The organism is Cupriavidus sp. 10L43_2 (genome assembly GCF_056395265.1).
The window spans coordinates 1-13453 of record NZ_JBFTJE010000002.1; the positions used below are offsets into that span (position 1 = coordinate 1).

9 protein-coding genes are annotated in these 13453 nt (G+C 65.7%); 3 read left to right on the forward strand and 6 right to left on the reverse strand.

Annotation, left to right across the window (positions count from 1 at the left end):
- A partial coding sequence (locus tag AC1DEL_RS02340) for a phospholipase D-like domain-containing protein (protein WP_477125149.1) occupies positions 1 to 840 on the forward strand: 840 nt, incomplete at its 5' end.
- Positions 841 to 843: 3 nt separating this feature from the next.
- Positions 844 to 2097, forward strand: coding sequence for an SEL1-like repeat protein (locus AC1DEL_RS02345; protein WP_454757109.1), 1254 nt, complete (start codon positions 844 to 846; stop codon positions 2095 to 2097).
- 43 nt (positions 2098 to 2140) lie between these two features.
- On the opposite strand, the gene AC1DEL_RS02350 is transcribed toward AC1DEL_RS02345, so the two are convergent.
- The 5 genes from AC1DEL_RS02350 to prpB form a co-directional block, all read right to left on the reverse strand.
- Complete coding sequence (locus tag AC1DEL_RS02350) at positions 2141 to 3289, reverse strand: asparaginase (protein ID WP_255370909.1); 1149 nt, start codon at positions 3287 to 3289, stop codon at positions 2141 to 2143.
- Between the two features lie 237 nt (positions 3290 to 3526).
- Positions 3527 to 4723, reverse strand: coding sequence for a 2-methylaconitate cis-trans isomerase PrpF (prpF, locus tag AC1DEL_RS02355; RefSeq protein ID WP_454757108.1), 1197 nt, complete (start codon positions 4721 to 4723; stop codon positions 3527 to 3529).
- A 28-nt stretch (positions 4724 to 4751) separates the two neighbouring features.
- A complete protein-coding gene (gene acnD, locus AC1DEL_RS02360) occupies positions 4752 to 7349 on the reverse strand; it encodes a Fe/S-dependent 2-methylisocitrate dehydratase AcnD (protein WP_092297745.1) in 2598 nt (865 codons plus the stop codon).
- A gap of 66 nt (positions 7350 to 7415) precedes the next feature.
- The gene (gene prpC / locus AC1DEL_RS02365) at positions 7416 to 8570 is read right to left on the reverse strand and encodes a bifunctional 2-methylcitrate synthase/citrate synthase (protein ID WP_092297748.1); all 1155 of its coding nucleotides are present in this window, start codon (positions 8568 to 8570) and stop codon (positions 7416 to 7418) included.
- 89 nt (positions 8571 to 8659) lie between these two features.
- Positions 8660 to 9568, reverse strand: coding sequence for a methylisocitrate lyase (gene prpB / locus AC1DEL_RS02370; RefSeq protein ID WP_092297751.1), 909 nt, complete (start codon positions 9566 to 9568; stop codon positions 8660 to 8662).
- A 351-nt stretch (positions 9569 to 9919) separates the two neighbouring features.
- On the opposite strand from prpB, the gene prpR reads away from it, so the two are divergent.
- Positions 9920 to 11854, forward strand: coding sequence for a propionate catabolism operon regulatory protein PrpR (gene prpR, locus AC1DEL_RS02375; RefSeq protein ID WP_369823506.1), 1935 nt, complete (start codon positions 9920 to 9922; stop codon positions 11852 to 11854).
- A gap of 127 nt (positions 11855 to 11981) precedes the next feature.
- On the opposite strand, the gene egtB is transcribed toward prpR, so the two are convergent.
- A complete protein-coding gene (egtB, locus tag AC1DEL_RS02380) occupies positions 11982 to 13271 on the reverse strand; it encodes an ergothioneine biosynthesis protein EgtB (RefSeq protein ID WP_092297757.1) in 1290 nt (429 codons plus the stop codon).
- Positions 13272 to 13453 lie beyond the last annotated feature (182 nt).

Genomic DNA, 13453 nt, shown 5'->3' on the forward strand with positions numbered 1-13453 from the left:
CAGTATTTCCGCTTTCCGCCATTGGCCGAGCAAATCAAGGCGGCCGCCGCAAAGCAGATAGCCTGGGGCCGCGACCCGGGCGAGCATGGCCCCATCCACCTGTTTGTCGTCACCAATGCGAGCGACGAGGGCATCGGCCCCGGCACGGTCAACACCTACCGGATGCTGGAGGCCCTGGGCCGCGCCGACACCATCCCCGGTGTGGCGAAACTCGAACGGCAGGACAAGCGGCGCGAGGCCTTGCAAAAGGAATATGACGAGGCGGTCGCGGCGGAGAAGCAAGCCCGTGGAGCCATACAGGGCGCCGAGGGAATGCGCCCGTATGTGGACGCAGCGATCACCGTGAAGAAGCTGGCGGAAGCCGTCGAGAACCTGAGGCAGGCGCGAGAAAAGCAGGCGGAACTGGTCGACCAGATGAAAGCGCCCCAGGAGGCCATCGCGCCGACCGAAATCCCCGGCCTGAAGGTCCACGTCTGCACGCTGGTCGCACCGGATTCTCCACCCGGCAAATGGGAGCACGTGTACGTGCATTCAAAGCTGATGATTATCGACGACGTGTTCATGACGCTGGGCTCGGCGAATATCAATACCCGCAGCATGGCGGCGGATAGTGAATTGAATATCTGCCATGAACATACGGGGGTGACCGGGCCGTTGCGGAAGCGGTTGTGGGAGATACATACGGGTGGGAAGGGGGCGCAGGCGGATGTGAGGCAGGCGTTTAAATGGTGGGGAGATATAATAAAGAAGAACAAGGAAAGGGCGGTGATGAAAATGGCTCCCATAGCGTCCTTGATCGAATTCTACCGAGAAGATCCTAAGCGGACCTATCTGGATTGACAAATGCGATCCTTATTCTTAGTAACTATGACGTCGGTCTTGATGGCATGCCCAAAGGAGAATCCCATGCAAACCGTTGCAGATTTATCTAGCGTCCGAACCAATCTCGCCTTTGAATGCGTTATCGAGGCCGACCATCTTCCAGTACTCGACGCGGAGGCCGACAAGCTTTTTCGGTACGCCCGCTTCCTTGAGAAATCAAAGGGCCCGAAAGAGTACGACGAAGTGGCTCGCTACTATCGGATCGCGGCTGCCCACGGGCACTATAAAGCCAACAATAACTTACAGCAGTTGGTATCACACGGTCTCGCGTCATCACCTTTCGCACAAAAGGAAAGTATCGACCTCGCCGCACAGTTAATCGATGCAGGCGTACCCTCGGGGTACTACGATATTGGCTATTACTTGAACCTGGGCTATGGACTCAAGCAGGACAGAGAAATGGCGCTGCGGTACTTTCGCAAGGCGGCCGATCTTGGTAGCGCGAATGCCCAGGCATATGTGGCGGAGTTGCTCGCGCCGTTGGACAAAGCCCCGGAGATCGCGCGGAACATGCGTCAATGTGCTGCAGGCCAGGGGCACGGCGCGGCAGCACATACGTTGGGAATACATTTGAGCACCGCTGAGAAATACTCGGATGCGCTGAGTGCGTATCAAAAGGGCGTGGCAGCCGGAAATGTACTGTCTGTTCTTGCCCTCGAACAGGGATTCAAAGGGGTTCCAGCCGAGGATATGCACTATCTCGCCCTGCCGCACGATCCCGAGCGCTCCCGCCGCTATGAGCAAATCGGCAAATTCCTGGACCGCTACGACGGCCAAAACCCCAAGCTCCCCGACATCGACAACATCGTCCCCCTGCCCCCGGCCAAACTCCCGCCCTGGGACGGTACCTTCCAATGGCAAAAGGAACAGGAAGCCGCCGAGCCGCCGCCGAAGCCGTCCGACGAGTTCATCCACCGCCTGTGCAAGGCCAAGAACCTTGACCCCGCCACGGGCCTGCCCATTCCACCACCGCCCAGGGCGGCGCTGGGGACCCTTGCCGCCACGGGCGAGCCGTGCCCTGAATCCGGGAAATGGTGCGCCACCGGATTCAGCCACCGATGGGAGGCTACGCAGGTCTTCCGCAAAGGCAAGCCGATGCCCCCGCTAGTCCTCACCAGGCACCGCATCTTTGACTGGCTCGATGATGTTCTCGGCGTCCGCTATGTGGAACTGCCCGTGACCTGGAAACTGACGGCCTATGACGAGGTAGTTTGATAGCCGTCCCCTCCACCGCAGGCGGAAGAGGGGACGCAACCGCTCAATACTTCCAGAACATCTGCTGCAACGCCTTCGGGTCGTTGGTCTTGGTCAGCGCCAGCGCCATCAGGATGCGTGCCTTTTGCGGCAGTTGGTCGTCGGTGACGATCCAGTCGTATTTGTCGTCTGGCTGCTCGGCGTTGCGTACCACCACGCCGCTGCCCGTGCGGGAGGCGCGCACGATCTGCACGCCCTTGGCGCGGGCCGCCTTGAGCGGTTCCACCATGTAGTCGCCCACGCTGCCGTTGCCGGTGGCGGCATAGACGATGGCCTTGGCGCCATTCTTCACTGCCGCGTCGATGCTGGCCGGGTTCACGTTGCCGTAGGCGTAGACCACAGCGACTTCGGGCAGCTTGTCGATCTTGTCGATATCGAACTCGGTCTGCGTGGTGTGCGGGCGCGCCAGCGTGCGGTAGTACAGCGTGCGGCCTTCCACCACGTAGCCGAGCGGGCCGAACGGCGAGCGGAAAGTCTCGGTCTTGAACGTGTTGGTCTTGGTCACGTCGCGGCCGGTGTGGATCTCGTCGTTCAGCACCACCAGCGTGCCCTTGCCGCGCGACTCGGGCCGGGAGGCCACCAGCACCGCGTCATACAGGTTCAGCGCGCCGTCTGCGCCCAGCGCCGTGCCCGGGCGCATCGAGCCGACCACTACCACGGGCTTGTCGCTCTTGAGCGTGAGGTTCAGGAAGTACGACGTTTCCTCGATCGTGTCCGTGCCGTGCGTGATGACGATGCCGTCCACGTCCGGCTGCTTCAGGAGTTCGGACACGCGCTTGCCCAACTTCAGCAGGCGCTCGTTGTTGAAGCTCTCCGAGCCGATCTGGAAGACCTGCTCGCCCTTGACGTTGGCGACCTTCGAAATCTCGGGCACCGAGGCGATGATCTTGTCCACCGGCACCACGGCCGACTGGTAGGCCGCTGTGTTGGTGGCCGATGCGCCTGCGCCGGCGATGGTGCCGCCCGTGCCGATGATGACCACGTTGGCCTTGCGCGCCTCGGCAGGGGCGGTAGTGGTGGTGGCCGGGTCAGCGCCCGGGGCCGGAGCCAGTTGCGCGTGGGCCAGGCCGGACATCAGCCCGGCGGACAGCAGCAGCGCGGCGATGGGTGTCGCCATCGGCTTGGCAAGCGATTTCAGGCAGGTACGTTGCATGATGCTCCTCATGTCGGCAGGTTCGGGCGTCTTGTGGAAGCGCCGCCCCGTGTCTTCGATTCATGGACTCCGTCCGGCGTCGGACGGAGCGAGCACTATACCCACCGGCGGCGGTTGCGTCGACAACCGTCATCGCCCGCAAACGTATGCCCCATAAGACAAAGCGGCATCCTCCCCGGGGGAAGGATGCCGCTTTTTAGAGGTATTGCGAGTTGGGAGACGAGTCGGGCGAAACGGTCAGAACGCGTCGCCCGGCACGCGCACCCAGCCTTCCATCAGCACGCGTGCGCTGCGGCTCATGATGGCCTTGGTGACGGTCCACTGGCCATCGGCCTGGCTGGCCTGCGCGCCCACCCGCAGCGTGCCGGACGGGTGCCCGAAGCGCACCGCCTCGCGCTCGCCGCCGCCGGCTGCGAGGTTGACCAGCGTGCCCGGCACCGCCGCCGCCGTGCCGATAGCCACCGCCGCCGTGCCCATCATGGCGTGGTGCAGCTTGCCCATCGACAGCGCGCGCACCAGCAGGTCCACGTCGCCAGCGTTGACGGCCTTGCCGCTGGACGCCGTGTACGAGACCGGCCGCGCCACGAACGCCACCTTCGGCGTGTGCTGGCGCCGTGCGGCCTCGTCGATGTCGCGGATCAGCCCCATGCGCTTTGCGCCGTAGGCCCGGATGGTCTCGAACATCGCCAGCGCCTTCGGATCGCCGTTGATGGCGTCCTGCAGCTCGGTGCCGGTGTAGCCGATGGCGTCGGCATTGACGAAGATCGTCGGAATGCCGGCGTTGATCATCGTCGCCTTGAGCGTGCCCACGCCGGGCACCTCCAGGTCATCGACGAGGTTGCCGGTCGGGAACATCGCGCCGCCGCCATCCTCGCCTTCCTCGGCGGGGTCCATGAACTCCAACTGCACCTCGGCGGCGGGGAAGGTCACCCCGTCCAGTTCGAAGTCGCCGGTCTCCTGCACCGCGCCATCCGTCACCGGCACGTGCGCGACGATGGTCTTGCCGATATTGGCCTGCCAGATCCGCACGGTGACCACGCCGCTGCCGCTGCGCGGGATGCGCGCGGCATCGATGAAGCCGTTGCTGATGGCGAACGGCCCCACGGCGGCGGAGAGGTTGCCGCAGTTGCCGCTCCAGTCGACGAACGGCTGGTCGATCGACACCTGGCCGAACAGGTAGTCCACGTCGTGGTCCGGCCGCGTGCTGGCGCTGATGATGACCGTCTTGCTGGTGCTCGACGTAGCCGCACCCATGCCGTCGATCTGCTTGCCGTACGGGTCCGGGCTGCCGATGACGCGCATCAGCAGCTTGTCGCGCGCCGCGCCGGGCACGCGCGCGGCCTCGGGCAGGTCCTGCAGGCGGAAGAAGACGCCCTTGCTGGTGCCGCCACGCATGTAGGTGGCGGGAATCTTGACTTGCGCTACGTGAGTCATGCTTCGTCCAGTTTCCGGTGAATTCCCATCAAGCCGCGGCACGCGCCGATTCCAGGAAGTCCTGCGCGAACCGTTGCAGCACGCCGCCGGCCTCGTAGATCGACACTTCCTCGGCGGTGTCCAGCCGGCACTGCACCGGCACGTCCACGCGCTCGCCGTTCTTGCGATGGATGACCAGCGTCAGTTCGGCGCGCGGCTTGCGGGCGCCGACGATGTCGTACGTCTCGGTGCCGTCCAGGCCCAGCGTGGTGCGGTTCACCCCCGGCTTGAACTCCACCGGCAGCACGCCCATGCCAATCAGGTTGGTACGGTGGATGCGCTCGAAGCCCTCGGCCACGATGGCTTCCACGCCGGCCAGCCGCACGCCCTTGGCCGCCCAGTCACGCGACGAGCCCTGGCCATAGTCGGCCCCGGCCACCACGATCAGCGGCTGCTTGCGCTCCATATAAGTCTCGATGGCTTCCCACATGCGCACGACCTTGCCTTCCGGCTCGATCCGCGTCAGCGAACCCTTCTTGATCGTGCCATCGACCACGGCCATCTCGTTGATCAGCGTCGGGTTGGCGAAGGTGGCGCGCTGGGCGGTCAGGTGGTCGCCCCGGTGCGTGGCGTACGAGTTGAAGTCTTCCTCGGGCAGGCCCATCTTCGCCAGGTACTCGCCAGCCGCGCTGTTCAGCATGATGGCGTTCGATGGCGACAGGTGGTCCGTCGTGATGTTGTCACCCAGCACTGCCAGCGGCCGCATGCCGCGCAGCGTGCGCTCGCCGGCCAGCGCGCCTTCCCAGTACGGCGGACGGCGGATGTAGGTGCTCTGGGCGCGCCAGTCGTAGAGCGGGCTCACGGCCTCGCCCTGGTCCACCGAAATGGCGAACATCGGCTCGTAGACCTTGCGGAACTGCTCCGGCTTCACGCTCTTGGCGACGATCTCGTCGATTTCCTCGTCGCTCGGCCAGATGTCCTTCAGGTAGATCGGCTTGCCGTCGGCGTCCTTGCCCAGCGCATCGCGCTCGATGTCGAAGCGGATCGTGCCAGCGATGGCGTAGGCCACCACCAGCGGCGGCGAGGCCAGGAACGCCTGCTTGGCGTACGGGTGGATGCGGCCGTCGAAGTTGCGGTTGCCGGACAGCACCGCCGTGGCGTACAGGTCGCGGTCGACGATTTCCTTCTGGATCACCGGATCGAGCGCGCCGGACATGCCGTTGCAGGTGGTGCAGGCGAACGCGACGATGCCGAAGCCGAGCTTTTCGAGATCGGGCAGCAGCTTGGCTTCCTCGAGATACAACTCGACCGCCTTCGAGCCCGGCGCCAGCGACGACTTGACCCACGGCTTGCGCGTCAGCCCGCGCGCGTTGGCATTGCGGGCCAGAAGTGCCGCTGCAATCACGTTGCGCGGGTTGCTGGTGTTGGTGCAGCTCGTAATGGCGGCGATGATGACGGCACCGTCGGGCATCTGGCCCGGCACGTCATCCCACTGGCCGGCGATGCCGCGCGCGGCCAGGTCGGACGTCGGCAGCCGCTTGTGCGGGTTCGACGGGCCGGCCATATTGCGGACCACGGTGGACAGGTCGAAATGCAGCGTGCGCTCGTACTCGGCGTTGGCCAGCGAGTCGGCCCACAGGCCGGCCGTCTTCGCGTAGGTTTCCACCAGCGCGACTTGCGCGTCTTCCCGGCCGGTCAGGCGCAGGTAGGCCAGCGTCTGCTCATCGATATAGAACATCGCGGCCGTGGCGCCGTATTCGGGGGCCATGTTCGAGATGGTCGCGCGGTCGCCCAATGTGAGGCTGGAGGCACCTTCGCCACGGAATTCCAGATAGGCACCGACCACCTTTTCCTTGCGCAGGAACTCGGTCAGGGCCAGCACGATGTCGGTGGCGGTAATGCCGGGCTGGCGCTTGCCAGACAGCTCCACACCGACGATGTCAGGCAGGCGCATCCACGAGGCGCGGCCCAGCATCACGTTCTCGGCCTCCAGGCCGCCCACGCCGATGGCGATCACGCCCAGCGCGTCCACGTGCGGCGTGTGGCTGTCCGTGCCCACCACGGTATCGGGGTAGGCCAGGCCTTGCTCGGCGTGGATCACCGGCGACATCCGCTCCAGATTGATCTGGTGCATGATCCCGTTGCCCGGCGGGATGACGTCCACGTTGCGGAACGCCTTCTTGGTCCAGTTGATGAAATCGAAACGGTCTTCGTTGCGTCGGTCTTCGATGGCGCGGTTCTTGGTGAACGCATCGGGATCGAAGCCGCCGCATTCCACGGCGAGCGAGTGATCGACGATCAGTTGCACCGGCACCACCGGGTTGACCAGCGCGGGGTCGCCGCCCTGGTCGGCAATGGCATCGCGCAGGCCGGCCAGGTCCACCAGCGCGGTCTGGCCCAGGATGTCGTGGCAGACCACGCGTGCGGGGAACCACGGGAAGTCCAGTTCGCGCTTGCGCTCGATCAGTTGTTGCAGCGAGGCGGTCAGCGTGGACGGGTCGCAGCGGCGCACGAGATTCTCGGCCAGCACGCGCGAGGTGTAGGGCAGCTTGTCATAGGCGCCCGGGTGGATGGCTTCCACGGCGGCGCGCGCGTCGAAGTAGTCCAGTTTGGTGCCGGGCAGCGGCTTGCGGTAGGCAGTGTTCATGGCGTGGGGTGGTTATGGAGCGTCCGTGGCGGGCGGCGCGGGGCAGGGGGCCCCGCGCGGCACCGGTCAGCGCTTCTCGATCGGCACGAACTTGAGGTTCTCGGGCCCCGTGTAGTTGGCGCTCGGGCGGATGATCTTGTTGTCGATCCGCTGCTCGATGATGTGCGCGGCCCAGCCCGAGGTGCGGGCGATGACGAACAGCGGCGTGAACATCGCCGTCGGCACGCCCATCATGTGGTAGCTCACGGCGCTGAACCAGTCGAGGTTCGGGAACATCTTCTTGGCATCCCACATCACCGTTTCCAGGCGCTCGGCGATGCTGAACATCTTGGTCGAGCCGGCGTCCTTCGACAGCTTGCGCGCCACTTCCTTGATCACCTGGTTGCGCGGGTCGCCCGTGGTGTACACCGGGTGGCCAAAGCCGATCACGACTTCCTTGTTCTCCACGCGGCGGCGCACGTCGGCCTCGGCTTCGTCCGGGGTGTCGTAGCGCTTCTGGATCTCGAACGCCACTTCATTGGCGCCGCCATGCTTCGGGCCGCGCAGCGCGCCGATGGCGCCACAGATCGACGAATGCATGTCCGAACCCGTACCGGCGATCACGCGCGCGGTGAAGGTGGAGGCGTTGAACTCGTGCTCCGCGTAGAGGATCAGCGACGTTTGCATCGCGCGTTCCCACAGCTTGGACGGCGCCTTGCCGTGCAGCAGGTGCAGGAAGTGGGCGCCGATGGAGTCATCGTCCGTTTCCACCTCGATGCGGCGGCCGTTGTGGCTGTAGTGGTACCAGTACAACAGCATCGAGCCGAGGCTGGCCATCAGCTGGTCGGCGATATCACGCGCGCCCGGCGTGTTGTGGTCGTCCTTCTCGGGCAGCACGTTGCCGAGGACCGACACGCCCGTGCGCATCACATCCATCGGGTGGGCGCTGGCCGGGACCCATTCCAGCGCCGCCTTGACGTTGGCGGGCAGGCCGCGCAGGGACTTCAGCTTGGCCTTGTAGGCGGCCAGTTCGGCCTTGGTCGGCAGCTTGCCGTGCACCAGCAGGTGGGCGATTTCCTCGAATTCGCAGGTATCGGCGATGTCCAGGATGTCGTAGCCGCGATAGTGCAGGTCATTGCCGCTGCGGCCCACGGTGCAAAGCGCGGTATTCCCCGCGGTCACGCCGGACAGGGCGACGGACTTCTTGGGCTTGGGCGTGGCGAGCGGTTGAGCTTCGGACATTGTGGGTCTCCTTGTTGGTCTGGGTGCTGATGGGTACTGATGGGTGCAGATCGTTGTAGATCGAGGCGGATGGTGTCGGGCGGGCTGGCTTACTTGGCCTTGCCCTGCGCGAACAGCGCGTCGAGCTTCTGCTCGTAATCATGGTAGCCGATGCGCTCGTACAGTTCGGCGCGGGTCTGCATGGTGCTGACGACGTTCTTCTGGGTGCCGTCGCGGCGGATGGCCTCGTACACGCTCTCGGCGGCCTTGTTCATGGCGCGGAAGGCGGAGAGCGGGTAGAGCGACATCGCCACGCCCACGCTGCGCAGATCGTCGAGCGTGAAATACGGGGTGGCGCCGAACTCGGTCAGGTTGGCCAGCACCGGCACGCGCACGGCATCGACGAAACGGCGGTACATGTCGAGGTCGGTCATGGCTTCGGGGAAGATGGCGTCGGCGCCGGCTTCCGCGCAGGCCACGGCACGTTCGATGGCCTTGTCGAGGCCTTCCACGGCCAGCGCGTCGGTGCGGGCCATGATGACGAAGTTCTCGTCCGTGCGGGCGTCGACGGCGGCCTTGATGCGATCGACCATTTCGCCCTGGGTGACGATTTCCTTGCCCGGACGGTGGCCGCAGCGCTTGGCGCCAACCTGGTCCTCGATGTGCATCGCGGCGGCGCCGAACTTGATCAGCGAGCGCGTGGTGCGGGCCACGTTGAAGGCGGAAGCGCCGAAGCCGGTATCTACGTCCACCAGCAGCGGGGTGTCGCAGACGTCGGTGATGCGGCGGATGTCGGTCAGTACGTCATCCAGGTTGGAAATGCCCAGGTCGGGCAGGCCGAGCGAGCCCGCGGCCACGCCGCCACCGGACAGGTAGATGGCGCGATAGCCCGCGCGCTTGGCCAGCAGCGCGTGGTTGGCGTTGATGGTGCCGGGAATCTGCAGCGGGCTTTCGTCGGCCAGGGCCTGGCGGAAGCGGGCGCCGGCGGAGCGGGCGAGTTCGGAGGCGGAAAAGGTCATGGGCGTGTGCTTGGAGTGTTCTGGAATGGCATTGAGAGCGGCCAGATAGAGCGCAAGGGGTGTGCCATGTGGTGGCTGGCTTCGCTGGATGGCCGTTCAGATAGATAGATATCGTTAATAAACAACTATCTATGCCGGTAATCTCAACCATCGCGTGAGGTCCGACATAGGCGCTTTCGTCACATTCACATTTCAAATATGAAATGCAAGTCGTTCAGGATTGAAAGATCGAACCATCCGGCGCACAATGCAACCGTCTACACGGCCGGTCCCATCATGAGTCTCCTGCCTTCCTCCGCGCCCCTCCACGCGCCCGCCATGCCGGCCGGCGGCCGTCCCCGCATCTGGGCGATGGGCATCAGCCGTCTCTCGCGCGCCTTCGCAGAATTGATCCCGGCCTACGCGGCCCGTGCGGAGTTCCGCATCGTCGGGCGGGCCTTCGAGGCCGCCGCCAGCGCCATCAACCGCGAGGTGCGGGAGGGTCGCGTCGATGTGGTGGTGGCGGGCGGCTCCAACGGTGCCTATCTGCGCCAGCATGTGGATGTGCCCGTGGTGCTGGTCAAGGTGACCGGCTTCGACGTGATGAGCGCGCTGGCCACGGCGCGTCGGATTTCGCCGAAGGTGGCGCTGGTCACCCATGCCTCGACCTACGCCGAAGTCGACGAATTCGTGCGCGCGTTCTCGCTCGACATCCCCCGCTACACCTATCTGACCGAGGATGACGCCACGGCACGTGTGCGGGCGCTCAAGGAAGAGGGCATCCGCGTGGTGGTGGGGCCGGGCATGGTGACCGACCTGGCCGACAAATACGGCTTGATGGGCGTTTTCCTATATTCGGGCAATGCGGTGCGGCTGGCGCTGGAGGATGCGATCGAGGCGGCGCGGCTGCGGCGTATCGAATCCACCCGGCGCGACTACGTGAATACGATCCTGGCCCACCTGAACGAAGGCGTGGCCGCCGTGGACACTGAAGGCCGCGTGCAGGCGTTCAATCCGGCCATGGAACGGTTCCTCGGCACCCCGACCGGCGTGGCCGTAGGGCGCAAGCTGTCCACGCTGGCGCCGGGCCTCGCGCTCGACGCCGTGATGGAAAGCGGCACCCGCGAGCTGGAGGCCATCCACCGGCTGGGCGACCGCATGGTGGTGGTCAACCGCATTCCCATCGTCGGGGAAGCCGGCACCACGGGCGCGGTGCTGACCATTCAGGACGCCAACGCCATCCATCGCGCCGACCGCAACCTGCGCTCGCGCGCCCGCGCCCGCCCGGCCGGGGTGCGCTACAGCCTGGACGACCTGGCCGGCGCCTCCCCGGCGATGAGCGACCTGCGCGCGCTGGCCCGGCGCTACGCGCTGGTCGATTCCACGGTGCTGGTTGGCGGCGAGAGCGGCACCGGCAAGGAAGTGCTGGCGCAGGGCATGCACGACGCCAGTCCGCGCCGCGCTTTCCCGTTCATTGCCGTGAATTGCGCGGCGTTTCCCGAGTCGCTGCTCGAATCCGAACTGTTCGGCTACGAGGAAGGCGCGTTCACCGGCGCCCGGCGCGGGGGCAAGGCGGGCTTGTTCGAATCGGCCCACAACGGCACGTTGTTTCTCGACGAGGTGGGCGACATGCCGCCAGCGCTGCAAACCCGGCTGCTGCGCGTGCTCCAGGAAAAACAGGTGCTGCCGATTGGCGGCATCGAGGCCGTGCCGATCAATGTGCGCGTGATTGCCGCCACGCACCGGGACCTCGCCGCGCGGGTGCGTGAGGGCACCTTCCGCCAGGATCTCTACTACCGGCTCAACATCCTGCGCATTGAAATGCCGCCGCTGCGCGAGCGCGTGGCCGATCTGCCCGATCTCGCCGAACTGCTATACCGGCGCGCGCAGGAGCGGCTCGGCACCAAGGCCCCGCAGCGACTGCCCGCGACGGTGCGGGAGCGCCTGACCCGCTATGCCTGGCCCGGCAATATCCGTGAGCTGGAGAACGTGACGGAGCGGATTGCCGTGCTGGTGGCAGGCGCCGAACTCCAGCCGGCGGCGTTGCAGCGCGAGCTGCAGGCGGCCGTGCCGGAGCTGTTTTCTTCGGAGAACGGCGAGGGGGCGCCAAGGGTGCCGATGGAGATGGAGATGGCGATGCTGACCGCGCCATCGGAAGAGAGCCGCTCGCTGGCCGGCGTGGCCAAGGCGAGCCAGGCGGAGCACATCCGCCGGGTGCTGGCCGAATGCGGCGGCAATCGGACGGCCGCCTGCGCCCAGCTTGGGATCAGTGCCACCACGCTCTGGCGTCGGCTGAAGGAGGGCTGATCAGAACATCGATCGGCCTCTTCGAATCTTGAATTTTTCAATTAACCGCCGAAATTTTGCCCCACCACCGAAAGTCGGGCTGGCAGGGCATGCGGTCGGTCGGTGAGTTAGTCAGCCAATCAGCGGATCACACATCGTCCGCAAGCCGGACGCCCGTGAACTGCCAGCGCTGGTGCGGATAGAAGAAGTTGCGATAGCTGGCCCGGATATGGGATTCCGGCGTCACGCATGAGCCGCCGCGCAGCACCATCTGGCTGCTCATGAATTTGCCGTTGTACTCGCCTACCGCGCCCGCGCTCGGGCGGAAGCCGGGATAGGGCAGGAAGGCGCTGGCCGTCCATTCCCAGACATCGCCGAACATCTGGCGCAAGGCTCCCGAGGTGTTCTGCCGATCCGGCAGCGGCCGCAGCGTGCGGCCTTCCACGAAATTGCCGGTCGCCGATAGGTTGCGCGCCGCGTGCTCCCATTCGGCCTCGGTCGGCAGCCGGCGCTCGGCCCAGCGCGCGAAGGCGTCGGCCTCGAAGAAGCTCACGTGCGTGACTGGGCTGTCCGCATCCACCGGCTGCATGCCGCGCAGCGTCATCTGCCACCACGTGCCGTCGCGCTCTTCCCAGTACAGCGGCGCCTGGATGGCGTTGTCGCAGACCCAGCGCCAGCCATCGGAAAGCCACAGCCCGGCCGTCTGGTAGCCGCCGTCCTCGATGAATTCGAACCATTGATGGTTGCTGACCGGATGCGAGGACAGCGCATACGGCTGCAGCAGCACGTTATGGCGCGGGGTTTCGCAATCGAACGCGAAGTCATCGCCGGCATGGCCGATGGCCACCACGCCGCCCGAGAACTTCAGCCACTCCGGCGCCGGGCGCGGATCGGCGATGACCGGCGCGGTCAGCGCGGGCGCATATGCCGGACGCAGCGGATTCTGGGCGAACAGATGCAGGATGTCGGTCAGCAGCAGTTCCTGGTGCTGTTGCTCGTGATTGAGGCCGAGCGTGACCAGCGCGGCTTCCGCGTCGGTCTGGGCATCGGTGAGCAGCGAGAGCATGGATTCGTCCACGGCTTCCCGATAGGCCAGGATCTCGTCCAGCGACGGCCGCGTCAGCAGCCCCCGGCGCGGACGCGGATGCCGCGCGCCGACTGCCTCGTAATAGGAGTTGAACAGGTAGCGGTACTGCGGATCCACCGGCTCGTAGTCGGGGATGCGCGCGGCCAGCACGAATTCCTCGAAAAACCACGTCGTATGGGCCAGATGCCATTTGGCAGGACTGGCATCGTCCATGGATTGCACGGTTGAATCGGCGTCGGAAATATCCGCCACCATGGCTTCCGTGGCGGCGCGCACGTGCCGGTACTGGCCGAGCAGGGCGGGCTCGTGCGGCGGATGATTGGCGGCGGCAGGCAACAGTGCAGAGGTCATGCAGGCTCCCAGGGACGACTCGAATGCGACGCGACGGCAGGCCGATGGGAATCGACCCGAATCCGACCCATGATAGACCCGTTCGCCCGGCGGAGCGAGCCGGGGGAAGGTGAGGCGGGCCGTAGGCCGATGCCTACACCCGGCGGCACGCGTGACGCACCGCCGCAAGGCCCGGACGCAAA

Excerpts from the sequence above, each read along its gene's own strand:
- acnD (WP_092297745.1), bottom strand. The coding sequence starts at position 7,349 with ATGAACACTGCCTACCGCAAGCCGCTGCCCGGCACCAAACTGGACTAC.
- prpR (WP_369823506.1), top strand. The coding sequence starts at position 9,920 with ATGGGCATCAGCCGTCTCTCGCGCGCCTTCGCAGAATTGATCCCGGCC.
- egtB (WP_092297757.1), bottom strand. The coding sequence starts at position 13,271 with ATGACCTCTGCACTGTTGCCTGCCGCCGCCAATCATCCGCCGCACGAG.
- AC1DEL_RS02345 (WP_454757109.1), top strand. The coding sequence starts at position 844 with ATGCGATCCTTATTCTTAGTAACTATGACGTCGGTCTTGATGGCATGC.
- prpC (WP_092297748.1), bottom strand. The coding sequence starts at position 8,570 with ATGTCCGAAGCTCAACCGCTCGCCACGCCCAAGCCCAAGAAGTCCGTC.
- AC1DEL_RS02350 (WP_255370909.1), bottom strand. The coding sequence starts at position 3,289 with ATGCAACGTACCTGCCTGAAATCGCTTGCCAAGCCGATGGCGACACCC.
- prpB (WP_092297751.1), bottom strand. The coding sequence starts at position 9,568 with ATGACCTTTTCCGCCTCCGAACTCGCCCGCTCCGCCGGCGCCCGCTTC.
- prpF (WP_454757108.1), bottom strand. The coding sequence starts at position 4,723 with ATGACTCACGTAGCGCAAGTCAAGATTCCCGCCACCTACATGCGTGGC.